Annotated in this window: 23 protein-coding genes; 18 read left to right on the plus strand and 5 right to left on the minus strand. The window is 74.3% G+C overall.

The annotated features are described in order from the left end of the window. Window positions 1–90 precede the first annotated feature (90 nt). Window positions 91–1,947, plus strand: coding sequence for a glutamine--fructose-6-phosphate transaminase (isomerizing) (gene glmS / locus ACF1AK_RS15760; protein ID WP_391499321.1), 1,857 nt, complete (start codon window positions 91–93; stop codon window positions 1,945–1,947). A gap of 30 nt (window positions 1,948–1,977) precedes the next feature. Here glmS and ACF1AK_RS15765 read toward each other — a convergent pair whose 3' ends face one another. Continuing rightward, on the minus strand, window positions 1,978–2,526 hold the full coding sequence (locus ACF1AK_RS15765; RefSeq protein WP_391499461.1) for a Uma2 family endonuclease: 549 nt from the start codon (window positions 2,524–2,526) through the stop codon (window positions 1,978–1,980). A gap of 179 nt (window positions 2,527–2,705) precedes the next feature. Here ACF1AK_RS15765 and ACF1AK_RS15770 point away from each other — a divergent pair, with 179 nt between their 5' ends. The 5 genes from ACF1AK_RS15770 (at window position 2,706) to ACF1AK_RS15790 (ending at window position 7,685) form a co-directional block, all read left to right on the plus strand. Next, window positions 2,706–4,226, plus strand: coding sequence for an NAD(P)H-hydrate dehydratase (locus tag ACF1AK_RS15770; RefSeq protein ID WP_391499322.1), 1,521 nt, complete (start codon window positions 2,706–2,708; stop codon window positions 4,224–4,226). Between the two features lie 121 nt (window positions 4,227–4,347). Continuing rightward, window positions 4,348–5,520, plus strand: coding sequence for an alanine racemase (gene alr, locus ACF1AK_RS15775; RefSeq protein ID WP_391499323.1), 1,173 nt, complete (start codon window positions 4,348–4,350; stop codon window positions 5,518–5,520). Beyond that, window positions 5,517–6,731 carry an alpha/beta fold hydrolase gene (locus ACF1AK_RS15780; RefSeq protein WP_391499324.1) on the plus strand — a complete coding sequence of 405 codons (1,215 nt, stop codon included), beginning with the start codon at window positions 5,517–5,519 and terminating at the stop codon, window positions 6,729–6,731. Before alr ends, ACF1AK_RS15780 begins: the two co-directional genes overlap by 4 nt. A gap of 119 nt (window positions 6,732–6,850) precedes the next feature. Then, a complete protein-coding gene (gene tsaE, locus ACF1AK_RS15785; RefSeq protein WP_380294372.1) occupies window positions 6,851–7,351 on the plus strand; it encodes a tRNA (adenosine(37)-N6)-threonylcarbamoyltransferase complex ATPase subunit type 1 TsaE in 501 nt (166 codons plus the stop codon). Between the two features lie 118 nt (window positions 7,352–7,469). After that, window positions 7,470–7,685, plus strand: coding sequence for a hypothetical protein (locus ACF1AK_RS15790; RefSeq protein WP_391499325.1), 216 nt, complete (start codon window positions 7,470–7,472; stop codon window positions 7,683–7,685). Window positions 7,686–7,716: 31 nt separating this feature from the next. On the opposite strand, the gene ACF1AK_RS15795 is transcribed toward ACF1AK_RS15790, so the two are convergent. Then, window positions 7,717–8,346, minus strand: coding sequence for a hypothetical protein (locus tag ACF1AK_RS15795; protein WP_391499462.1), 630 nt, complete (start codon window positions 8,344–8,346; stop codon window positions 7,717–7,719). A gap of 205 nt (window positions 8,347–8,551) precedes the next feature. Here ACF1AK_RS15795 and tsaB point away from each other — a divergent pair, with 205 nt between their 5' ends. From tsaB to ACF1AK_RS15820, 5 genes are all read left to right on the plus strand, one after another. Then, on the plus strand, window positions 8,552–9,208 hold the full coding sequence (gene tsaB, locus ACF1AK_RS15800) for a tRNA (adenosine(37)-N6)-threonylcarbamoyltransferase complex dimerization subunit type 1 TsaB (protein ID WP_391499326.1): 657 nt from the start codon (window positions 8,552–8,554) through the stop codon (window positions 9,206–9,208). 59 nt (window positions 9,209–9,267) lie between these two features. Beyond that, complete coding sequence (rimI, locus tag ACF1AK_RS15805) at window positions 9,268–9,798, plus strand: ribosomal protein S18-alanine N-acetyltransferase (RefSeq protein WP_391499463.1); 531 nt, start codon at window positions 9,268–9,270, stop codon at window positions 9,796–9,798. Continuing rightward, window positions 9,791–10,879 carry a tRNA (adenosine(37)-N6)-threonylcarbamoyltransferase complex transferase subunit TsaD gene (gene tsaD / locus ACF1AK_RS15810; protein WP_391499327.1) on the plus strand — a complete coding sequence of 363 codons (1,089 nt, stop codon included), beginning with the start codon at window positions 9,791–9,793 and terminating at the stop codon, window positions 10,877–10,879. Before rimI ends, tsaD begins: the two co-directional genes overlap by 8 nt. Continuing rightward, on the plus strand, window positions 10,876–11,139 hold the full coding sequence (locus ACF1AK_RS15815; protein ID WP_391499328.1) for a hypothetical protein: 264 nt from the start codon (window positions 10,876–10,878) through the stop codon (window positions 11,137–11,139). The genes tsaD and ACF1AK_RS15815 overlap by 4 nt, the downstream gene beginning before the upstream one ends. A 99-nt stretch (window positions 11,140–11,238) precedes the next feature. Continuing rightward, window positions 11,239–12,168 carry a polysaccharide deacetylase family protein gene (locus tag ACF1AK_RS15820; protein ID WP_391499329.1) on the plus strand — a complete coding sequence of 310 codons (930 nt, stop codon included), beginning with the start codon at window positions 11,239–11,241 and terminating at the stop codon, window positions 12,166–12,168. Here ACF1AK_RS15820 and ACF1AK_RS15825 read toward each other — a convergent pair. Beyond that, the gene (locus tag ACF1AK_RS15825) at window positions 12,144–13,373 is read right to left on the minus strand and encodes a methyltransferase domain-containing protein (protein ID WP_391499330.1); all 1,230 of its coding nucleotides are present in this window, start codon (window positions 13,371–13,373) and stop codon (window positions 12,144–12,146) included. The genes ACF1AK_RS15820 and ACF1AK_RS15825 overlap by 25 nt on opposite strands. A gap of 256 nt (window positions 13,374–13,629) precedes the next feature. Between ACF1AK_RS15825 and groES the strand changes: the two genes are divergently transcribed. The 3 genes from groES (at window position 13,630) to ACF1AK_RS15840 (ending at window position 16,815) form a co-directional block, all read left to right on the plus strand. Then, window positions 13,630–13,935 carry a co-chaperone GroES gene (gene groES / locus ACF1AK_RS15830; RefSeq protein WP_014136232.1) on the plus strand — a complete coding sequence of 102 codons (306 nt, stop codon included), beginning with the start codon at window positions 13,630–13,632 and terminating at the stop codon, window positions 13,933–13,935. Between the two features lie 112 nt (window positions 13,936–14,047). Continuing rightward, entirely contained in the window at window positions 14,048–15,676 is a 1,629-nt protein-coding gene (gene groL / locus ACF1AK_RS15835; protein ID WP_391499331.1) for a chaperonin GroEL, read from the plus strand. 134 nt (window positions 15,677–15,810) lie between these two features. Continuing rightward, a complete protein-coding gene (locus ACF1AK_RS15840) occupies window positions 15,811–16,815 on the plus strand; it encodes a LysR family transcriptional regulator (protein WP_387671568.1) in 1,005 nt (334 codons plus the stop codon). 96 nt (window positions 16,816–16,911) lie between these two features. Here ACF1AK_RS15840 and ACF1AK_RS15845 read toward each other — a convergent pair whose 3' ends face one another. After that, on the minus strand, window positions 16,912–17,241 hold the full coding sequence (locus ACF1AK_RS15845) for a WhiB family transcriptional regulator (RefSeq protein ID WP_391499332.1): 330 nt from the start codon (window positions 17,239–17,241) through the stop codon (window positions 16,912–16,914). A 570-nt stretch (window positions 17,242–17,811) separates the two neighbouring features. Between ACF1AK_RS15845 and ACF1AK_RS15850 the strand changes: the two genes are divergently transcribed. The 4 genes from ACF1AK_RS15850 (at window position 17,812) to ACF1AK_RS15865 (ending at window position 22,480) form a co-directional block, all read left to right on the plus strand. After that, complete coding sequence (locus tag ACF1AK_RS15850; RefSeq protein ID WP_014136228.1) at window positions 17,812–18,423, plus strand: response regulator transcription factor; 612 nt, start codon at window positions 17,812–17,814, stop codon at window positions 18,421–18,423. Between the two features lie 317 nt (window positions 18,424–18,740). After that, window positions 18,741–19,409, plus strand: a complete 669-nt coding sequence (shbA, locus tag ACF1AK_RS15855) for an RNA polymerase sigma factor ShbA (RefSeq protein WP_391499333.1) — start codon at window positions 18,741–18,743, stop codon at window positions 19,407–19,409. Window positions 19,410–19,667: 258 nt separating this feature from the next. After that, window positions 19,668–21,173 carry an IMP dehydrogenase gene (guaB, locus tag ACF1AK_RS15860; protein WP_391499334.1) on the plus strand — a complete coding sequence of 502 codons (1,506 nt, stop codon included), beginning with the start codon at window positions 19,668–19,670 and terminating at the stop codon, window positions 21,171–21,173. Between the two features lie 179 nt (window positions 21,174–21,352). After that, on the plus strand, window positions 21,353–22,480 hold the full coding sequence (locus ACF1AK_RS15865; protein ID WP_391499335.1) for a GuaB3 family IMP dehydrogenase-related protein: 1,128 nt from the start codon (window positions 21,353–21,355) through the stop codon (window positions 22,478–22,480). Between the two features lie 67 nt (window positions 22,481–22,547). On the opposite strand, the gene ACF1AK_RS15870 is transcribed toward ACF1AK_RS15865, so the two are convergent. Further along, entirely contained in the window at window positions 22,548–23,111 is a 564-nt protein-coding gene (locus ACF1AK_RS15870; RefSeq protein WP_391499336.1) for a hypothetical protein, read from the minus strand. Between the last annotated feature and the right edge of the window lie 114 nt (window positions 23,112–23,225).

Here is a 23,225-nt window from a genome sequence, read left to right on the forward strand (position 1 = left end):
TAGCGCCGTTCGGGGCGGTTGTGGTGTCGGTCACGGCCCGCGGGCGAACCGTGCGAAAGGGGCGCACGGGGCGCCCTTATGCTGGCACGCATGTGCGGAATTGTTGGATACGTGGGCTCCCAGCCCGCCCTTGACGTAGTAATCGCAGGCCTGCAGCGACTGGAGTACCGGGGTTACGACTCGGCCGGTGTCGCGGTGCAGGTGCAGGGCTCCGACGGGCAGTGGAGCCTCGCCACCGACAAGCGGGCCGGCAAGCTCGCGAACCTGGAGAAGTCGCTCGCCGAGACCCCTCTTCCCGGCGGCACCACCGGCATCGGCCACACCCGCTGGGCCACCCACGGCGGTCCGACGGACGCCAACGCCCACCCCCATCTGGACGACGCCGCCCGGGTCGCGGTCGTCCACAACGGCATCATCGAGAACTTCGCCCAGCTCCGTGCCGAGCTGGCCGAGCGCGGCCACACGCTGCGCTCGGAGACCGACACCGAGGTCGTCGCGCACCTGCTCGGCGAGGAGTACCGGGGCGACCTGGCGGAGGCCATGCGGGCGGTCTGCCGCCGGCTGGAGGGCGCCTTCACCCTGGTCGCGGTGCACGCCGACGCCCCGGACGTGGTGGTCGGCGCCCGGCGCAACTCGCCGCTGGTGGTCGGGCGCGGCGAGGGCGAGAACTTCCTCGCCTCCGACGTCGCCGCGTTCATCGCGCACACCCGCGAGGCGGTCGAGCTGGGCCAGGACCAGGTCGTCGAGCTGCGCCGGGACGGCGTGACGGTGACCAACTTCGACGGCACCCCCGCCGACGTGCGCGAGTACCACGTCGACTGGGACGCCTCGGCCGCCGAGAAGGGCGGCTACGACTACTTCATGCTCAAGGAGATCGCCGAGCAGCCGAAGGCGGTCGCCGACACCCTGCTCGGCCGGATCGGCACCGACGGCCGGCTCACCCTCGACGAGCTGCGGATGTCCGACGCCGACCTGCGTTCGGTCGACAAGGTCGTCATCGTGGCCTGCGGCACCGCCTTCCACGCGGGCATGATCGCCAAGTACGCGATCGAGCACTGGACCCGGATCCCGTGCGAGGTGGAGGTCGCCTCGGAGTTCCGCTACCGCGACCCGATCATGGGGCCGGGCACGCTGGTCATCGCCATCTCGCAGTCGGGCGAGACCATGGACACCCTGATGGCGCTGCGGCACGCGCGCGAGCAGGGCGCCAAGGTGCTGGCGATCTGCAACACCAACGGCTCGACCATCCCGCGCGAGTCGGACGCGGTGCTGTACACCCACGCCGGCCCCGAGGTGGCCGTCGCCTCCACGAAGGCGTTCCTCACCCAGCTGGTCGCCTGCTACCTGGTGGCGCTGTACCTGGGCCAGGTGCGCGGCACCAAGTGGGGCGACGAGATCCTCGCCGTCATCAAGGAGCTCGGCGACGCGCCGAAGCAGGTCGAGCAGGTGCTGGAGACCATGGAGCCGGTGCGCGAGCTGGCCCGCTCCCTGGCGGACGCGCGCTCGGTGCTGTTCCTGGGCCGGCACGTCGGCTTCCCGGTGGCCCTGGAGGGCGCGCTCAAGCTCAAGGAGCTCGCCTACATGCACGCCGAGGGCTTCGCGGCCGGCGAGCTGAAGCATGGGCCCATCGCGCTGATCGAGGAGGGGCTGCCGGTCGTGGTCGTCGTGCCGTCGCCGCGCGGCCGTTCGATCCTGCATGACAAGATCGTCTCCAACATCCAGGAGATCCGGGCCCGCGGTGCGCGGACCATCGTGATCGCGGAGGAGGGCGACGAGGCGGTCGTCCCGTACGCCGACCACCTGATCCGCATCCCGGTCACGCCGACCCTGCTGCAGCCGCTGGTCTCCACCGTGCCGCTGCAGGTCTTCGCCTGCGAGCTCGCCACGGCCAAGGGCCACGAGGTCGACCAGCCCCGCAACCTGGCGAAGTCGGTCACCGTCGAGTAGGCCGGCCGGTGCCTCTGCGGTGGCCGCGTCCTACCGCAGGGGCGCCGTGTCGAGCGTGAACGAGAACGGCGCGGGCAGGTCGACCGGCTTGCCGAACTCGACCTGGGTGTGGACGGTGTAGTCCTCGCCCTCGGGGCTGGTGAACAGGACGACCTTGCGATCGCCGCGGTCGACCAGCAGGTAGCAGGGGATGCCGGCGGCGGCGTAGCCGTGGCGCTTGGGTCCGCGGTCCTTGTGGGGGTTGGTGGACGTCACCTCGAACACCAGCAGGACTCCCGTTGCCGGAGCCCATGAATCCGCGTCGATGAAGTGCTCGACAGGACTCACGGTGCCGTCTGGGATGTATCGGCCCTTCGGCGTGATCAGTCCCTTGTTGGGGGAGAGATCCAGGTCGATCGCGGCCTTGCGGTAGAACTGCCTGGCAAGCAGCGAGAACGCCGTCTCGTGTGCTCCGTCCGGCGGCGGCGTCACGGCGATCTCCCCTTCGACGAGTTCGGCTTTGAAGCCCGGTGGTGTGTCCAGCGCCAGAAATGCCTGGAGGACGTCGTCCTGGTCCAGCGGGTGCTCGACAGCCGGCATGGCGACCATGGCCCTTCTCCCTCCTGTGGGTCCGTGCCGAGCCACACGGTAGGCATCCGGACCGACACCGGCGGGGGATCGAAGTGGGTGTCACTCGAAAGTGTGCCGCAGGCCGGGCCCCCGTGGGGCGGTGGCGCGGGCTAGCGTCGGCGGTAGCCGACCGCTGAAGGAGTCTCCGCATGCGCCACGCCCATCGCGTCGAAGTCGTCCGTGCCGCCGAGGCCGCGCTGATGGCCCGGCTTCCCGAGGGGACGCTGATGCAGCGGGCCGCCGCCGGGCTCGCCGCGACCTGCGCACGGCTGCTGATCCGCCGTCGCGGGCGGGTGTACGGCAGCCGGGTGGTGGTGCTGGCGGGCAGCGGGGACAACGGGGGTGACGCGTTGTACGCCGGTGCGGCGCTGGCGCGGCGCGGGGCCCGGGTGTCGGCGGTGCTGCTCGCCCCGGAGCGGGCGCATGCCGGGGGGCTCGCGGCGCTGCGGGCGGCCGGCGGGCGGGTGGTGGCGGATCAGGACGCCGGGCTGGCCGACTTCTCGCGTGCGGACCTGGTGCTGGACGGCATCGTCGGCATCGGCGGGCAGGGCGGCCTGCGGCCGGAGGCGCGGCCGTACGCGCGCGCCGGGCGGTCCGGGGTGGTGGTGGCCGTCGACGTGCCCAGCGGGGTGGACGCCGATACCGGAGAGGTCGCGGGCGTGGCGCTGCGGGCGGACGTGACGGTCTGCTTCGGCACGTACAAGCCCGGGCTGCTGATCGATCCGGGCGCCTCGTACGCCGGGGCGGTGCAGCTGGTGGGGATCGGGCTGGAGCTGCCGGCGGCGGAGGTCCAGGCGCCGCAGCACGCGGACGTGGCCGGACTGCTGCCGGTGCCGGGGGCGGAGAGCGACAAGTACCGGCGCGGGGTGGTCGGGGTGGCGGCCGGGTCGGCGCGCTACCCGGGGGCGGCGCTGCTGGCGGTCGCCGGGGCGCTGCGCGGCGGCGCGGGCGCGGTGCGGTACGTGGGGACGGCGGCCGAGGAGGTGGTGCGGCGCTTCCCGGAGGCACTGGTCACCGAGGGCGGGCCGGCCGGGGCGGGGCGGGTGCAGGCCTGGGTGGTCGGGCCGGGCGGTGGCGAGGGGGCCGGGCGGGCGCTCGCGGAGGCGCTGGCGGCCGATGTGCCGGTGTTGGTGGACGCGGACGGGCTGACCGAGCTGGCCCGGCTCGGGCCGGACGCGCTGGCGGGGCGGACGGCGCCGACGCTGCTGACCCCGCACACGGGCGAGGCCGCCCGGCTGCTCGCCGGCGCGGAGGACGGCGGCGGGGGCGGCGGCGCCCGGCCGCCGGCCGCCGGTGAACTGGCGGCCGCCCGGCTGGCCACGGCGCGGCGGCTCGCGGCGGCGTACCGGGCGACGGTGCTGCTGAAGGGCTCGACCACGGTGGTCGCCGATCCGGGCGGCGCCGTGCGGGTGAACCCGACCGGCACCTCCTGGCTGGCGACGGCCGGCAGCGGGGACGTCCTGGCCGGCCTGGCCGGCTCGCTGCTCGCCGCGGGCCTGTCCCCGCTGGACGCCGCCTCGGCGGCCGCCTACCTGCACGGCCTGGCCGCCCGCCAGGCCGCCGCCGCTCCCGGCGCGCCCGTGACCGCCCTCGACGTGGCGGGCGCCCTCTCCACGGCCTGGAACGACGTCCGCACGGCGGCACCGGGGCCGGGAGGGAACCGGGGGTGATGCGTGGGCGTCCCGAGGGAGGGTGGGGGTTGCGGGGGAGTGGTGTGCCGACGGGCCGTTCGGCGAGGACCCTGGGACGTCTGGGAGACTGACCCTGATGACAACTGCGAAGACGACCGTTATGCCCACTCTCACCGAAGGCGCGCGGGCCGAGGCGACCATCGATCTCGCCGCCCTGCGCGGCAACCTCGACGCGCTGCGCGAGCGTGTCGGCGGCGCCTCGGTGATGGCCGCGGTCAAGGCGGACGCCTACGGGCACGGCGCCGTCCGGTGCGCCCGGGAGGCGGTCGCCGCGGGAGTCCGCTGGCTGGGCACCGCGACGCCGGACGAGGCGCTCGCGCTGCGCGCCGCCGGCATCGGGCCGGACCGGGCCCGCATCCTGTGCTGGCTGTGGACCCCCGGCGGCCCCTGGCGCGAGGCCCTCTTCGCCGATCTCGACATCTCGGTCAGCGGCCGGTGGGCGCTCGCCGAGCTGCTCGCCGCCGTGCGCGCCACCGGCATACCGGCCCGGGTCCACCTCAAGGCCGACACCGGCCTCGGCCGCAACGGCTGCCAGCCGCACGACTGGCCCGAGCTGGTCGCCGCCGCCCGCCGTGCCGAGCTGGACGGCCTGCTCACCGTGGTCGGCGTCTGGTCGCACTTCGCCGCCGCCGACGAGCCCGGCCACCCCTCGATCCAGGCCCAGCTGGACGCCTACCGCGCCGCCCTGGACACCGCCGAGGCGGCCGGCCTGCGCCCCGAGGTGCGGCACCTGGCCAACTCGCCCGCCACCCTGCTGCTCCCGCAGTCGCACTTCGACATGGTCCGCACCGGCCTCGCGATGTACGGGCTCTCGCCGGTTCCGGAGGTCGGCTCGCCGGCCGACTTCGGCCTGCGCCCGGTGATGTCGCTGACCGCCCGGCTGGCCCTGGTCAAGCACGTCCCCGGCGGCCACGGCGTCAGTTACGGCCACCACTACACCACCCCCGGCCCGACCACGCTGGGCCTCGTCCCGCTCGGCTACGGCGACGGCGTCCCCCGGCACGCCAGCGGTACCGGCCCGGTGCAGATCGACGGCAAGTGGCGCACCGTGGCCGGCCGGGTGGCGATGGACCAGTTCGTCGTCGACCTCGGCGGCGACACCCCGGAGATCGGCGACGAGGTGCTCGTCTTCGGCAACGGCGACCGCGGCGAGCCGACCGCCGAGGACTGGGGCCGCGCCTGCGGCACCATCTCCTACGAGATCGTGACCCGGATCGGCTCCCGGGTGCCGCGCCGCTACGTCGGCGGCCTGGACGAGGACCCGCTCGGATGAGCGGGCAGCCCGGCGCCGACCCGGCCGAGGCGGTCGGCGGCGTGGCCCGCGCCGTCAAGGCGGCCGGGACCGCCACCGGGGTGAGCCGGGCCGGCCTCATCGGCATCTCGGTCGGCGTGCTCGCGGCCGGCGCCGCCGCGGGCGTGGCGATCGAACGGCTGACGGTCGGGCGGACGATGCGCCGCCGGGCCCGCGCCGAGCTGGACGCCAAGGCCCCGTACGGCTCGCTGCGCGGCCGCCCCCGCACCGTCGCCGCCGCGGACGGCACCGAGCTGTACGTCGAGCTGGACGGGCCGGAGCCGGACGGAGCCGGGGTGGCGGGCGAGGCCGGGCCGCTGACCGTGGTCTTCTGCCACGGCTACTGCCTCAACCAGGACAGCTGGCACTTCCAGCGCGCCGCCTTCCGCGACGGTCCGCGCCTGGTCTTCTGGGACCAGCGCAGCCACGGCCGTTCCGAGCGCTCCCGCTCCTTCCTGGCCGGCGAGCCCGCCAGCATCGACCAGCTGGGCGGTGACCTCAAGGCGGTGATCGACGCCGTCGCGCCGACCGGCCCGCTGGTCCTGGTCGGCCACTCGATGGGCGGCATGACGGTGATGGCGCTGGCCGACCAGTACCCCGGGCTGTTCCGCGAGCGGGTCGCCGGCGTGGCGCTGATCGGCACCCTGGCCGGGAACTGGGACGCCGTCACCTTCGGCCTGCCCCAGGCGGGCGCCAGGCTGTTCCGCCGGGTCGCGCCGGGCATGATGAAGCTGCTCGGCCGTCAGCCGGACCTGGTGGAGGCGACCCGCCGGCTGGGTGCGGACGTCAGCGCCGTCTTCTACCGGCGGTTCTCCTTCGGCGGGAAGGACGTCGACCCGGGTGTGGCCCGGTTCGCCGAGCAGATGCTGGACGCCACCCCGATCGACGTGGTGGCCGAGTTCTACCCGGTGTTCTCGGCGCACGAGAAGACCGCGGCCCTCGCCGCGCTGCGCGGCATCCCGGTGCTGGTGCTGACCGGCACCAAGGACCTGCTCACCCCGCCCGGCCACGGCGAGGTGATGGCCGAACAGCTGCCGGGCGCCGAGCTGGTCCTGGTCGAGGACGCCGGGCACCTGGTGATGCTGGAGCGCCCCGACGCGGTCGACGGCCGGCTGGCCGCGCTGTTCGAGCGGGCCGCCCGCTTCCGCGGTGCCGCCGTTCCGCCGGTGCCCCCGGCGGTCGGGGAACCCTAGGCCCTCTCTTCCGGGTCGCCGCGGACGCCCGGCGCGGCCGGGGCCGGCGATGTGGCACGGTAGCGGGGGCGCCCGAGGGCCGGTGCGCCGCCGTACGGACCGAAGGGCTTGATTCACGCATGGGCTCGCACGCCACTCTCACCGCCGCCACCCCCGACCGGATGGGCCGGCTCGGCCGGGAGCTGGCCGCGCTGCTGCGCCCGGGGGACCTGGTGCTGCTCTCCGGCGAGCTGGGCGCGGGGAAGACCACGCTGACCCGGGGCCTCGGCGAGGGGCTCCGGGTGCGCGGCGCGGTCACCTCGCCGACCTTCGTGATCGCCCGGGTGCACCCGTCGCTGGTCGGCGGCCCGGCGCTGGTGCACGTCGACGCCTACCGGCTGGGCGGGGACCTCGACGAGATGGAGGACCTCGACCTGGACGTCTCGCTGCCCGAGTCGGTGGTGGTGGTCGAGTGGGGCGAGGGCAAGGTGGAGCGGCTCTCGGAGGACCGCCTGGAGGTCCGGATCGAGCGGGCGGTCGGCGCCGAGGCGGCGGCGGAGGGCGACCTGGACCCGCGCCGGGTCCGGCTGACCGGGATCGGGCCCCGCTGGGCGGGCGTCGACCTGTCGGTGCTCGCCTGAGGGAGCCGCCCGGCCCGGGTCACGGTTTGCCGACAGTCCGTCGGGAAGATGTTGCGGTCGGGGTCCCGGGCGTGGTGGGATGGGTTCTGAGGTTAGGTCTGCCTAACTAGGAGGCGCCATGCCGAGCACCACGCCCGCCCCGGAGCGCGAACCGCGCGGGACCGGGGCCGAGGGGCCCGACCGACGTGTCGCGGGCGAGCCGATGCGGGCCCTGCTGGCCGCCTGCGCGGCGGCGGAAGCGGTCTCCACCCCGCCCGGACGCCGCCCGGCGGGGAGCGCACGGCCCGCGGAGCCGGCGGACGGCGGCGCGCAGGACACCCGCCGCGCCGCGTAGGCGCCGCAGGGCCGCCCGCCCCCGGCAGGGGTCAGGCGATCACGACGACCTTGGTGTCCTTCGGCGCGAAGTCCCAGAGCAGCTGGCCGTCGGCCCGGCTGCTGCGGATGCCGCCGGTCTTGGCCTTCGCGTCGCCGCCCCCGATCGCGGAGGGCGTTCCCGACGCGGACGCCGTCGGGGCGGCGGCCGGCGTGCCGGTCGCGCCGTCGACGGCCGCGCTGAAGCCGAACACCACGCCGTTCTGCTGGGCGAACCGCACCACGTGCTCGATCTGCTTGCCGTCGGTGCCGGTGCCGGACTGGGTGCGGCTGTAGACGGGGTAGCTGCCGGGGGCCGGCTCCACCGTGCCCGGGGTGACCGGGAAGGCGGCCACCACCTGCGGGGTCTTCTTGGGGTCGATCAGCCAGACGTAGTGCCCGCTGATCGAGTAGACGACCCGCAGGCCGGTTCCGGTGCCCGCGGTCGGCAGCGCCGGGGCGGTCGGCGTCGGCGTGGTGGTCGGGGTGGCCGAGGCGGCCGGCCCGGTGGACGGGGCGGAGGTGCTCGCGCCGGGATCGGCGGCGATCGCGCGGTCCTGCGCGCCGTTGGCCTGGAAGGCCAGCAGGCTCACCACCGCCAGGGCCCCCAGGGTCAGCCCCGTGACCACCACTCCAGGACCCATCTTCGCCACGTGTGCTCCCACCGCCGTCCCTGAAACCGTCGGCCCCATCGTGCCAGGTTCGCCCGTCCGGTCCGCATCTCGTCGGACGTGTGTTCCGCCATGCTGCGGGTTTTCGGTCGTGCGGCGCACACCGGCGGCGGGGCGGGACCGCGCCCCGGCGGTCACCGCAGGACCGGTCACCGCCCGACCGGTCTAACCTTGACCCGTGCTGCTGCTCGCGTTCGACACCGCTACCCCCGCCGTCACCGCCGCCGTCCACGACGGCACGGCCGTCCTCGCCGAGACCGACCAGGTCGACGCCAGGCGCCACGGCGAACTCCTGCTGCCCGCGATCGACCAGGTGCTGCGGGCGGCCGGTGTCGACAAGCACCGGCTGACCGGCATCGCCGTGGGCGTCGGCCCCGGCCCGTACACCGGCCTGCGGGTCGGCCTGGTGACCGCCGCCGCGCTGGGCCACGCCCTGGACCTGCCGGTGCACGGCGTCTGCACCCTGGACGCGATCGCCCACCGGGCCCGCGCCGAGGGCCTGGCCGGCGAGCCGTTCACGGTGGCCACCGACGCGCGCCGCAAGGAGGTCTACTGGGCCGCCTACGACGCCGGGGGCCGCCGCACCGAGGGCCCGTCGGTGGACCGCCCGGGCGACCTGACGCCGCCGGCGCGCTCGGTCGGCGCCGGTGCGCTGCTCTACCCGGACGCCTTCCCCGGCGCGCACGGCCCCGAGCACGTCTCGGCCGGCGCGCTCGCCGACTTCGCCGCCGCCGAGCTGGCCGCCGGCCGGGCCCTGCTGCCCAACGCCCCGCTCTACCTGCGCCGCCCGGACGCCCAGGTGCCGGCCGGCTACAAGGCGGTGCTCCCGGCGTGACCGGCCCGAGCACCGACGGGGCCGTGCGCACCGCCGTCCCCGCCGCCGCCCTGCGCCCGATGCGCTGGTGGGACATCGCCCCGGTGCTGGCGCTGGAACGGGAGCTGTTCCCCGAGGACGCCTGGTCCGCCGGCATGTTCTGGTCCGAGCTGGCCGAGGCCCGCCCCGGCGGCACCCGGCACTACACCGTCGCCGTCGCCCCGGACGGCGCGCTCGTCGGCTACGCCGGGCTGATGGCGGTGGCCGGCGAGGGCGACGTGCAGACCATCGCCGTCGACGGCCGCCACCAGGGCACCGGCCTCGGCGCGGCGCTGCTCGCCGACCTGGTCCGCGAGGCCGGCCGGCGCGGCTGCGCGGACCTGCTGCTGGAGGTACGGGTGGACAACGCCCGCGCGCAGCGGCTCTACGAGCGCTTCGGTTTCGAGCCGGTCGGCATCCGGCGCGGCTACTACCAGCCCGCCGGCGTCGACGCGCTGGTGATGCGCCTCGACCTCGCGGCCGCCGCCGCCGACGGCGCCGCCCCCGAAGACCTCGACGAACCCGCGGGCCACCCGCGACCGGACGTGAAGAAGGACACCCCCCATGGCTGACGAACCGCTCGTCCTCGGCATCGAGACCTCCTGCGACGAGACCGGCGTCGGCATCGTGCGCGGCACCACCCTGCTCGCCGACGCGGTGGCCTCCAGCGTCAACGACCACGCCCGCTTCGGCGGCGTCGTCCCCGAGATCGCCAGCCGCGCGCACCTGGAGGCGATGGTCCCCACCATCCAGCGCGCCCTGGACACCGCGGGCGTCAAGGCGAGCGACCTGGACGGCATCGCCGTCACCGCGGGACCCGGCCTGGCCGGCGCGCTGCTGGTCGGCGTGAGCGCCGCCAAGGCGTACGCGTGGGCCCTGGACAAGCCGCTGTACGGCGTCAACCACCTCGCCTCGCACATCTGCGTGGACCAGCTGGAGCACGGCCGCCTGCCGTCCCCGACGATGGCCCTGCTGGTCTCCGGCGGGCACTCCTCGCTGCTGCTCAGCGAGGACATCACCAGCGACGTCCGCCCGCTCGGCGCCACCATCGACGACGCGGCCGGCGAGGCCTTCGACAAGGTGGCCCGGGTGCTCGGGCTGGGCTTCCCCGGCGGCCCGGTGGTGGACCGTACCGCCCGCGAGGGCGACCGCCGGGCGATCGCCTTCCCGCGCGGCCTGACCGGCCCCAAGGACCCGGAGTACGACTTCTCCTTCTCCGGCCTGAAGACCGCCGTCGCCCGCTGGGTGGAGGCGAAGCGGCGGGCCGGCGAGGACGTGCCGGTCGCCGACGTCGCGGCGTCCTTCCAGGAGGCGGTGACCGACGTGCTGACCCGCAAGGCGGTCAAGGCCTGCAAGGACAACGGCGTCGACCACCTGATGATCGGCGGCGGCGTCGCGGCCAACTCCCGGCTGCGCGAGATGGCCCAGCAGCGCTGCGACCGGGCCGGCATCCGGCTGCGGGTGCCGCGCCCGGGCCTGTGCACCGACAACGGCGCGATGGTCGCCGCGCTCGGCTCCGAGATGGTCTGGCGCGACCGCGCGCCGTCCTCCTTCGACCTGTCGGCGGACTCCTCGCTGCCCGTCACCGAGGTCCACGTCCCGCACACCGACGTCCACGGCGAGGCCTACCGGGCGCTGGGCGGCGGGCAGTGACCACCACCGCCGCGATGTGGGAGGCCCGGGCCGCCGACGGGCGCGGCGCCGAGCTCTCCGCGTGGGTGCGGGAGAGCGCGCTGCCCGCGCTGCGCGGCCGGCCCGGGCTGCTGCGCAGCGAGCTGTTCGCCGCCCCCGGCGAGCGCGTGCTGCTGATCACCTGGTGGTCCGGCGAGCCGGAGCCGGTGGCCGAGCCGCCCGCCGCGCTGCTGGGCCGTCCGGTGCACCGCTGGTCCTTCACCAGCGAGCATGTGGAGTAGCCCCCGGTAGCCGTTCGCACGCCCGAGCGGGAACCGAACGTCCGACCGTTACCGTGCTAGCGAGCGGGATCGCTGAACGGGAACGGGGAGCACGGCGCGGTGAACAGGCACAGGTGGAGCAGGACGACGGCGTACGCGGCGGGGGCGGTGGTCCTGCTGGCCGCCGCCACCGGGTGCGCGGGCGGGGGCGACAGCGGCGCCGCGTCCGCGGCCCTGGTGGCGACGGGCACCCCCACCGCCCCGGCCGGGTCCGCCGCGCCGCCCGGGCGGGACACGGCCACCGCGCCGCCCGCGCCCCCCGCCCCGGCCGCCGCGGAGGCCGCGGAGGCCGCCGCCTGGGCGAAGTGGCACCTCACCCCGCTGCCGCCGGCGCCCCGGGCGCCCGCCGACAAGCCGGTGAAGCTCCAGCGGACCGGCCCGGTCCCGGTGTTCAGCGAGGTGCGGACCACCGACAAGGTCGTCTTCGTCACCATCGACGACGGCGCCGAGAAGGACCCGACCTTCGTCGAGATGCTGACCGACCTCAAGGTGCCGGTCTCGATGTTCCTGACCCGCGACATCGTCAAGGACGACTACGGCTACTTCAAGCGGCTCCAGGCGCTCGGCAACCACGTCCACAACCACACCGTGGACCACGCCCAGCTGAGCAAGGCGGCGCCGGAGAAGCAGAAGTCCGAGATCTGCGACGCCCAGGCCGCGCTCACCCAGCAGTACGGCACCCCGCCGCTGCTGTTCCGCCCGCCGTACGGCGACGGCGCCAACACCCCGGCGGTCAACTCCGCGGTGCAGCAGTGCGGGCCGCGGGCGATCGTGCTGTGGCGCGAGTCCATGCAGATCCACGACATGCAGTACCAGGCGACGGACAAGAAGCTGCGGCCCGGCGACATCGTGCTCGCCCACTTCCGCGGCCCCAAGGACCTCAAGGGCGAGACGATGACGCAGATGTTCGGCGAGCTGCTGGCCCGGATCCAGGAGCAGGGCTTCACGGTGGCCCGGCTGGAGGACTACATCGAGGTGCCGGCCGCCTGAACGGCCGCGGCCGGGCCGGTCACCGGACGGCCGAGCATCATCAGCGGGCCGTGGTCGGTGCGGCTGAGGATCACCGTCACGGTGTTCGGGCCGACGGGCTTGAGCTGACGGCGCAGCTCCTCCGGGGTGATCGCCATCCCGCGCTTCTTGATCACCACCGTGCCGACGCCGCGCTCGCGCAGCAGCGCCTTCAGCTTCTTGATGTGGAACGGCAGCACGTCGGTCAGCTCGAAGCCGTGCGCGTAGGGGGTGTCGACCAGCTCGTCCGAGGTCACGTAGGCGATCTTGGGGTCGATCAGCCGCCCGTTCACCCGCTGCGCCACCTCGGCGACCAGATGGGCGCGGATCACCGCGCCGTCCGGCTCGTAGAGGTAGCGGCCGACCGGGCCGGCCGGCGGATCGGGCAGGTCGCCGCCGCCGAGGCTGGCCCGCTGCGGCAGCAGGGTGGCGCGGTGCGGGTGCTCCGCCCGGGTGCCGAACCAGAGCACCGCCTCCTTGACGTCGCCGTGGTCGGAGACCCACTCGGCCTCCGCGTCGGCCGGCACCGCCTCGTGCGGGATGCCGGGGGCCACCTTGAGCGCGCCGACCGGGGTGCGCCGGCCGGCCTCGATCGCCCAGGACAGCGGCGGGGCGTAGGCCTCGGGGTCGAAGACCCGGCCGCGCGAGGTGCGCCGGGCCGGGTCGGTGAAGACCGCGTCGAAGCCGGTGACGTCGACGTCGGCGACGTCCGCGCAGCGCACCTCGACCAGGTCGGCCAGGCCCAGGGCGGCCGCGTTGGCGGCGGTGGCGGCGCAGGCGGCCGGGTCCTTGTCGACGGCGAGCACCTCGACGCCGGCCCGGGCCAGCGCCAGCACGTCGCCGCCGATCCCGCAGCAGAGGTCGGCCAGCCGCTTCACGCCGAGGTCCGCGAAGCGCCGTGCCCGCCAGTCGGCGACCTCGCGCCGGGTGGACTGCTCGACGCCGTTGGGCGTGAAGTACATGAGGTCGGCGTCGGCGCCGAACTTGGCCCGGGCCCGCTGGCGCAGCCGGGCCTGCCCGAAGGCCGCCGACACCAGCCCGGCCGGGTGGTCCCTGCGCAGCCGGGTGGCCAGCGCCAGCTCCTCCCCGGGCGCGAAGTCACGCAGTTCGGCGAGCAGGGCCTGGCCCCGGTCGGTCAGCAGGGGCCGCAAGTCGTCGTTCTCCACGGGGCCATTCTCACCGGTCACGGGCGGGCCGGCCGGACCGGCCGTGACCGGGGCCGGCCCGCACAGGCGTACGACCATGTGTCCGCGGCAGGGGCCGGCAGGCGCGTCGTTGGCACTCTGGTTGACTGAGTGCTAACCGCGGCCTATGGTCATCACTAGCACTCCCCACGGGGGGAGTGCTAACGCGACAGTGCGTGTCTGACCCCCGCGACGGCAGATGCGTGAGCTCGCCCCTACCCGTTAGAAAGCCCCGTAATCTCCGAAGGGGAGCTCGGACGTGACCACCAGCAGCAAGGTTGCCATCAAGCCGCTCGAGGACCGCATCGTGGTCCAGCCGCTCGACGCCGAGACCACCACGGCCTCCGGCCTGGTTATCCCGGACACCGCCAAGGAGAAGCCCCAGGAGGGCGTCGTCCTGGCCGTCGGCCCGGGCCGCTTCGAGGACGGCCAGCGTCTGCCGCTCGACGTCGCCGTCGGTGACATCGTCCTGTACTCGAAGTACGGCGGCACCGAGGTGAAGTACCAGGGCGAGGAGTACCTGGTGCTCTCCGCCCGCGACGTTCTCGCCATCATCGAGAAGTAAAGCGTCCAGCCACGCCCCGGATCCGTGTCCCTAGCGACAGGGGACCGGGGCGTGGCTGTTGGTTCACGTAGTCGGCGGCCGCCTCGGCCGCACCCCCGAGGGAATAGGGAACATGGCGAAGATCCTGCAGTTCGACGAGGACGCCCGCCGCTCGCTGGAGCGCGGTGTCAACAAGCTGGCCGACACCGTCAAGGTGACCATCGGCCCCAAGGGCCGCAACGTCGTCATCGACAAGAAGTTCGGCGCCCCGACCATCACCAACGACGGCGTCACCATCGCCCGCGAGGTCGAGCTCGACGACCCGTACGAGAACCTTGGCGCGCAGCTCGTCAAGGAGGTCGCCACCAAGACCAACGACGTCGCGGGTGACGGCACCACCACCGCCACCGTGCTGGCCCAGGCCCTGGTCAACGAGGGTCTGCGCAACGTCGCCGCCGGCGCCGGCCCGGCCGCCCTGAAGAAGGGCATCGACAAGGCCGTCGCCGCCGTCTCCGAGCACCTGCTGTCGGTCGCCCGCGAGATCGAGGGCAAGGACGACGTCGCCGCCGTCGCCACCCTGTCCGCCCAGGACGCCCAGGTCGGCGAGCTGATCGCCGAGGCGATCGACAAGGTCGGCAAGGACGGTGTCATCACCGTCGAGGAGTCGAACACCTTCGGCGTGGAGCTGGACTTCACCGAGGGCATGCAGTTCGACAAGGGCTACCTGTCGCCGTACTTCGTCACCGACGCGGAGCGGCAGGAGGCGGTCCTGGAGGACCCGTACATCCTGATCAACCAGGGCAAGATCTCCTCCATCCAGGAGCTGCTGCCGCTGCTGGAGAAGATCCTGCAGGGCGGCTCCTCCCGCCCGCTGCTGATCATCGCCGAGGACGTCGACGGCGAGGCGCTGTCCACCCTCGTGGTGAACAAGATCCGCGGCACCTTCAACGCGGTGGCCGTCAAGGCCCCGGGCTTCGGCGACCGCCGCAAGGCGATCCTCGGCGACCTGGCCGTCCTGACCGGCGGCACCGTGATCTCCGAGGAGGTCGGCCTCAAGCTCGACCAGGCCGGTCTGGACGTGCTGGGCTCGGCCCGCCGCGTGACCGTCACCAAGGACGACACGATCGTCGTCGACGGTGCCGGCGAGTCGGAGGCCGTGGCCGGCCGCGTCGCCCAGATCAAGGGCGAGATCGCCAACACCGACTCGGACTGGGACCGCGAGAAGCTGCAGGAGCGCCTGGCCAAGCTGGCCGGCGGCGTCTGCGTCATCCGCGTCGGTGCCGCCACCGAGGTGGAGCTCAAGGAGCGCAAGCACCGCCTGGAGGACGCCATCTCGGCGACCCGCGCCGCGGTCGAGGAGGGCATCGTCGCCGGTGGTGGCGCCTCCCTGGTCCACGCCGCCAAGGTGCTGAACGACGGCCTGGGCCTGTCCGGCGACGAGGCCACCGGTGTCGCGGTCGTCCGCAAGGCGCTGCACGAGCCGCTGCGCTGGATCGCCCAGAACGCCGGCCTGGAGGGCTACGTCATCACCTCCAAGGTCGCCGAGCTGGAGCAGGGCCAGGGCTACAACGCCGCCACCGGCGAGTACGGCGACCTGGTGAAGGCCGGCGTCATCGACCCGGTCAAGGTCACCCGCTCCGCCCTGGAGAACGCCGCCTCGATCGCCTCCCTGCTGCTCACCACCGAGACCCTCGTGGTGGAGAAGAAGGAAGAGGAGGCCGACAACGGCCACTCGCACGGCGGCCACGGCCACTCGCACTGAGGCCGCAGGCACTGACGACCGCAGGCCCGGTCCGCGCCCCGCGAGGGGTGGCGGGCCGGGCCTGCGGCGTGTTCCAGTCTTCAACTATCAGTGGAATTTTGCATGCAGCAAAGAATCCCTTATATCTTGAAGGCATGATCGAGGCCCGCCACCTGCGCGTCCTGCGTGCCGTCGCCCGCACCGGCTCCTTCTCCGCGGCCGCCCGCGAGCTGGGCTGCACCCAGCCCGCCATCAGCCAGCAGATGAAGGCCCTGGAGAAGTCCGTGGACACCCCGCTGGTGGTCCGCTCGGGCCGCGGGATGCAGTTGAGCGAGGCCGGCCGGGTCCTGCTCAAGCATGCCACCGGGATCCTCGCCGGGCTCTCCGCCGCCGAGGAGGAGGTGGCGGCGATCGCCGGACTGCGGGCCGGGCGGGTCCGGCTGGTGTCCTTCCCGACCGCCAGCTCGACCCTGGTGCCGCCGGCGGTCGCCCGGCTGCGGGACAGCCATCCGGGCGTGCGCGTGTCGCTGGTCGAGGCGGAGCCGCCGGAGTCGCTGGCGATGCTGCGCGGCGGCGAGTGCGAGATCGCGCTCGCCTTCCGCTACCCGCAGGCCCCCGGATCCGCCCTCGCGCCGGCGCCCGCGCCCGCGCACGGCACTCCCCGGGAGGCGCGGGCCGAGGCCAATCTGGAGGCCCAGCAGCTGAGCGCGGGGGCCGACTGGTCCGACCTGGTGGCCACCCCGCTGCTGGACGACCCGCTGGTCGGGCTGCTGCCCGTCGGGCACCGGCTGGCCGGGCGCGGCGGGCCGGTGGAGCTGGGCGAGCTGGCGGGGGAGCAGTGGATCGCGGGCTGTCCGCAGTGCCGGGGGCACCTGGTGGAGCTCTGCGCGGGTGCCGGCTTCGAGCCGCGGATCGACTTCGCGACGGACGACTACCCGGCGGTGGTCGGGCTGGTGGCGGCCGGGCTCGGAGTGGCGGTGCTGCCCGGGCTGGCGCTGGAGTCGGTGCGCCCGGACGGGGTGGTGCCGGTGGCGGTGCACGCCGTGTCGGGGGCGCCGGCGGTGCGGCAGGTGGTCGCGCTGACGCTGCCGGACCTCGCCGAGGTACCGGCGGTGGCGCTGATGCTGGAGCGGCTGGCGGGGGCCGCGGCCGGGCGCTGAGCCGGCCGTCGCGGGCCGGGAGGCTCCGGGCAGGCCCCACGGGGCAGGCCCCACTCCGAGAAGAAACGTTTCTTCCCGGGCATCGGAGTCGCTGTGCTACTGCTGGCGGGCCGCACCCGGTGCGGCGAGCGGCACCTCCACCAGGCGGTGGCGCGAACGGCCCATCATCTCCTCGCGCTCGTCCTCGGTCAGGCCTCCCCAGACGCCGTACGGCTCGCGGACCGCGAGTGCGTGGGCGGCGCACTCGGTGCGCACGGGGCAGCGCATGCAGACCTCCTTGGCGCTCGCCTCGCGCGAGCTGCGGGCCGCGCCGCGCTCGCCCTCGGGGTGGAAGAAGAGCGAGCTGTCCACGCCGCGGCAGGCTGCGGAGAGCTGCCAGTCCCAGAGGTCCGCGTTGGGGCCGGGGAGTCGGGAGAAATCTGCCATGGCTCATTCCCTTCAGAGGTCGTCGACCGCGGGCCGGTCGCCGGCGGTTGCGTCGGCGGCGGCACGGCGGGGCGTCCGGCGCGGTGTGGACACCTGGAAATATGACTTACGGCAACTCCATGGACAAGTCACCCACAGAGTGGCACAACAGTCAATGACCACACAAAGGCTCTAAAAACGGGCAAAGTGCACGTTACGGCCCGGTCGGTGACCGCCGGGCGCGGATGTGGCAATCGGGTGGCCGACGGGCGCGCGCGGACCCGCGCGGATGTGCGGGTTGTACGCCGACCGCGCGCGAGCTGCGCAAAAGTGCGGCGTGTGCACCGCGATGCGGCTGATCGGTAACGGGTCGGCCACGTACAGTGGTGGAGATGGCCCCGAAGGCCGTAACTCATTCGGGTGACGGTCGTTGGAAGTGCGGAGGCGGTTAGCGGACGCCGGACGTCGGGAACGATCGCGGGGAATCTCAGGCGATCAGCACGGAGTCTGACGCCGATCGGCCGTGTCGAAGAGGTTCGTACCAGCCAGGAGGCTCAACGTGACGCGGATCAGCTGCGGAGGACGACGGTCATGACTTCCGTTCTCGTTTGCGACGATTCCCCGCTCGCCCGCGAGGCGCTTCGCCGCGCGGTCGCGACCGTACCCGGTGTCGACCGGGTCACCACCGCGACGAACGGGGAGGAGGTCCTCCGCCGCTGGGTGGCCGACCGCTCCGATCTCGTCCTGATGGACGTCCGGATGCCCGGCCTCGGCGGGGTGGAGACGGTCCGGCGGCTGCTCTCCGCCGACCCCGGCGCCCGGATCATCATGCTCACCGTCGCCGAGGACCTCGACGGCGTCGCCCTGGCGGTCGCCGCGGGCGCCCGCGGGTACCTGCACAAGGACGCCTCGCGCGCCGAACTGCGGGCCACCGTCACCCAGGCCCTCGCCGACCCGACCTGGCGGCTCGCCCCGCGCCGGCTGCGCAGCCCGGACATGGGCGCGGCGCCGACCCTGACGGCGCGTGAGATCCAGGTGCTCGAAGGCATGAGCCACGGCCGCAGCAACGCCGAGATCGGCCGCGAGCTGTTCCTCTCCGAGGACACCGTCAAGACCCACGCCCGACGGCTGTTCAAGAAGCTCGGCGCCTCGGACCGCGCGCACGCGGTGGCGCTGGGCTTCCGCTGGGGCCTGGTCCGCTGACCGCCGCCGGCGCCGCCGGTTCCGGCACGCTCCGCGCGATTGTCCGCGCGGGGGCGTGTGACGTTACGGTCCCGAGGTTGCACCATGGAGGAGTGGAGCACCTCGGGGACCAGCGGGCAGGAACTGCGGCGAACCACGCAGCCGCAGGAGACTCGGCGGACGGCGCCGCGGACGGGACCGCCCGGAGCGGCGGGGCGGGAGGCGGGACGGTGCAGGAGGGGCCGGTGGTGCGGACCGGTACCGCACCGCATAACGTTCCGGTGCACAACTCCGGACGCGGTGCCGCGTTTTCCCGCGCGACCAGGCACCATGGACCGATGCGTGACGACGTGACCGGGGCTCCCGGTGAGGCGGACCCGGTGGAGGCCGAGCCCTCCGCGCCCGGGCCCGGCCCGGCGTACGCGGAACCGGACGGCGGACCCGGCGCGCTCGCCGAACTGGTCGCGGCCGCCGTCCGCGGCGAGGGACCCGCGATCGACGCGCTGCTCGCCCACGTCCACCCGCTGGCCCTGCGGTACTGCCGCGGCCGGCTGGTCCGGCTGCCCGGCGGCGCCCGGCACCACGTGGACGACATCGCCCAGGAGGTCTGCGTCGCGGTCCTCTGCGCGCTTCCCCGGTACAAGGACCAGGGGCGCCCCTTCGAGGCCTTCGTCTACGGGATCGCCGCGCACAAGATCGCCGACCTGCAGCGGGCCGCGATGCGCGGACCCGGCTCGACGGTGATCCCGCAGGACGACCTGCCGGAGGTGCCGGACGAGGCGCTCGGCCCGGAGGAGCGCGCGCTGCTCAGCAGCGACGCGGCCTGGGCCAAGGAACTGCTCTCCAACCTGCCGGCCCGCCAGCGCGAGCTGGTGCTGCTGCGGGTGGCCGCCGGGCTCTCCGCGGAGGAGACCGGCGAGGTGCTGGGGATGTCGCCGGGGGCCGTCCGGGTCGCCCAGCACCGTGCGCTCAGCCGGCTGCGGGCGCTCGCGGAGGAGTCCTCCTAGGAGCAGGCCCTCGGGCCGGAATGGTCCACGGCCGGGCTGTGTTGTCAAGGGCACACGAGAGCGCATTCGCGGTGCCAGTACCATGGGGTATCGGCGCCTGGGCGGGTCGCCAAAGATTCGACGGTGTGCGCGGGGATCCCCTGGAGGATCCTCCGAGAGCCACCGCGCTTTAGGCGGTCCGAGCGAGTGAGCCGATGACAGCGCCCCTCACCCCCAGGGCGCGAGCTGATCGAGCCGGCCACGGAAGGTACCCCCGAAATGTCTTACAACGCCGCAGGCGTACCCGAGAAGTTCGCGATGCTCGGACTCACGTACGACGACGTCCTGCTGCTGCCGGGGGCGTCCGAGGTGCTGCCGAACCAGGTCGACACCTCCTCGCGGGTCTCCCGCAACGTGCGCGTCAACATTCCGCTGCTCTCCGCGGCGATGGACAAGGTCACCGAGTCGCGGATGGCGATCGCGATGGCCCGTCAGGGCGGCGTCGGCGTCCTGCACCGCAACCTGTCGGTCGAGGACCAGGCCAACCAGGTCGACCTGGTGAAGCGCTCCGAGTCCGGCATGGTCACCGACCCGATCACGGTCGGCCCGGAGACCACCCTCGCGGAGGCCGACGCGCTCTGTGCCAAGTTCCGGATCTCCGGTGTGCCGATCGCGGACGCGAGCGGCAAGCTGCTCGGCATCGTCACCAACCGCGACATGGCCTTCGAGACCGACCGCACCCGCCAGGTCCGCGAGATCATGACCCCGATGCCGCTGATCACCGGCAAGGTCGGCATCTCCGGCGTCGACGCGATGGCGCTGCTCCGCCGCCACAAGATCGAGAAGCTCCCGCTGGTCGACGACGACGGCCGGATCAAGGGCCTCATCACGGTCAAGGACTTCGTCAAGGCCGAGCAGTACCCGAACGCCGCCAAGGACGCCGAGGGCCGGCTGCTGGTCGGCGCCGCGGTCGGCGCCAGCGCCGAGGCCTTCGACCGGGCCCAGGCCCTGGTCGAGGCGGGCGTGGACTTCCTGGTCGTCGACACCTCGCACGGCCACAGCCACAACGCGCTGGCCTGGATCGAGAAGATCAAGTCGGCCGTGAAGGTCGACGTGGTCGGCGGCAACGTCGCCACCCGCGACGGCGCCCAGGCGCTGATCGACGCCGGCGTGGACGGCGTCAAGGTCGGCGTCGGCCCGGGCTCCATCTGCACCACCCGCGTGGTCGCCGGCATCGGCGTCCCGCAGGTCACCGCGATCTACGAGGCCGCGCTGGCCTGCCAGGCGGCCGGCGTGCCGGTCATCGGCGACGGCGGCCTGCAGTACTCGGGCGACATCGGCAAGGCGCTCGCCGCCGGCGCCGACACCGTGATGCTGGGCTCGCTGCTGGCCGGCTGCGAGGAGTCCCCGGGCGAGCTGCTGTTCATCAACGGCAAGCAGTACAAGTCCTACCGCGGCATGGGCTCGCTGGGCGCCATGCAGTCCCGCGGCCAGGGGCGCTCCTACTCCAAGGACCGCTACTTCCAGGCCGAGGTCGCCTCGGACGACAAGCTGGTCCCCGAGGGCATCGAGGGCCAGGTGCCCTACCGCGGCCCGCTCGCCGCGGTGCTGCACCAGCTGGTCGGCGGCCTGCGCCAGACCATGGGCTACGTCGGCGCCGCCACCGTCGCCGAGATGGAGAGCAAGGGCCGGTTCGTCCGGATCACCTCGGCGGGCCTCAAGGAGAGCCACCCGCACGACATCCAGATGACCGTCGAGGCGCCGAACTACAGCGCCCGCCGCTGATCCCGGCACCCGCCCGCGGGGCCCGCCACTCCCGGTGGCGGGCCCCGCGGGCTGTCCGGCGGCCGCCCGCCGGGGGAGCGCGGGCGGGCGGCGCCGTGCGACGGCGGGCGGGTGCGGGATACTGGGGGGCGGCCGGGGTGACCCGGCGGGCATGAGCAACACCACCAGAAGGGCTCGAAGTGACTGAGATCGAGATCGGGCGAGGCAAGCGGGGCCGCCGGGCGTACTCCTTCGACGACATCGCCGTCGTCCCCAGCCGCCGTACGCGTGACCCGAAGGAGGTCTCGATCGCCTGGCAGATCGACGCCTACCGCTTCGAGCTGCCGTTCCTGGCCGCGCCGATGGACAGCGTGGTCTCCCCGCAGCAGGCCATCGCCATCGGCCGCCTCGGCGGCCTCGGCGTGCTGAACCTGGAAGGCCTCTGGACCCGCTACGAGGACCCGCAGCCGCTGCTCGACGAGATCGCCGCGATCTCCGACGAGGCCGCCGCGACCCGCCGCCTGCAGCAGATCTACGCCGAGCCGATCAAGGCCGAGCTGATCAAGCAGCGGATCCAGGAGGTCCGCGACTCCGGCGTGGTCACCGCCGCCGCGCTCTCGCCGCAGCGCACCGCCGAGTTCTCCAAGGCCGTCGTGGACGCCGGGGTCGACGTCTTCGTCATCCGCGGCACCACCGTCTCCGCCGAGCACGTCTCCGGCGCGGCCGAGCCGCTCAACCTGAAGCAGTTCATCTACGAGCTGGACGTCCCGGTCATCGTCGGCGGCTGCGCCACCTACACCGCCGCGCTGCACCTCATGCGCACCGGTGCGGCCGGCGTGCTGGTCGGCTTCGGCGGCGGCGCCGCGCACACCACCCGCAACGTGCTCGGCATCCAGGTGCCGATGGCCACCGCCGTCGCCGACGTGGCCGCGGCCCGCCGCGACTACATGGACGAGTCCGGCGGCCGCTACGTGCACGTCATCGCGGACGGCGGCGTCGGCTACAGCGGCGACATCCCGAAGGCGGTCGCCTGCGGCGCCGACGCGGTGATGATCGGCGCCGCGCTGGCCCGGGCCACCGACGCTCCCGGCAAGGGCTACCACTGGGGCATGGAGGCCGTCCACGAGGAGCTGCCGCGCGGCAAGCGGGTCGACCTCGGCACCGTCGGCACCACCGAGGAGATCCTCGCCGGCCCGTCGCACACCCCCGACGGCACCATGAACCTGTTCGGCGCGCTGCGCCGGGCGATGGCGACCACCGGCTACACCGAGCTCAAGGAGTTCCAGCGGGTCGAGGTGACGGTCAACCCGGCGCTCAACCACCGCTGAGCCGTCCCGGCCGCTGCCGCCCGGGCCCCCGTCGCGCGCCGCGACGGGGGCCCGCGCCGTACCGGGACTACTGCCGGGCGGCGGCGCGGCGGGTCAGCAGGAAGCCGCCGATCAGCGCGATGCCGTAGAAGACCAGGTCCAGCGGGCGGCGGCCGTCGCGCCACAGCGGGAGGGCGTCGTGCAGCAGCTCCCCGTACCCGGTGCCGGCCAGGTGGTGCAGCCGGCGGAGCTGCCCGAGCAGCTGGCCGAGGAACAGCGCGCCGGCCGCCAGCACAGCGCCCAGCGGCGGCAGCAGCCGGCCCGGGCCGCCGAGCCGGCCCAGCGGCAGGGCGACCGCCGCCGCGGGGGCGATGGCCAGCCAGCCGACGGTGGCCTCGGCGCGGGCCGGAGCGCCGCCGAGCGCCGCGGCGCCGGCCAGCATCGCGAGGACGGCCAGGGCGACGGCCGCACCCGTCCGGTTCCGGCGGCGGCGCTCTCCCGGGGCGGCGGGGCGGTAACCGGCCACCGGGGCGCCGGGCATGCCGGGGGCCACGTACCCCTCCGGGGTCTCCGGTTCCGGTGCGACCGAGAAGTGCGGGGCCGCGGGCGGGCGGCCCGACGGGCCGTCAGCGCCCGGTGCGGATGCGGTCATGGACGTCGTGTTCCCCCCGGAAAGACGGTGAGCTGCCGCACGGTAGCAGGGTCCGGAGCGGGGCCGACAGAGTTTTCGATCACAGATCGGGCACGGAGCGCCGCCCCCGGCCGG

The organism is Kitasatospora sp. NPDC015120, from assembly GCF_043080305.1.
In the GTDB taxonomy this organism is placed as follows: Bacteria; Actinomycetota; Actinomycetes; order Streptomycetales; family Streptomycetaceae; genus Kitasatospora.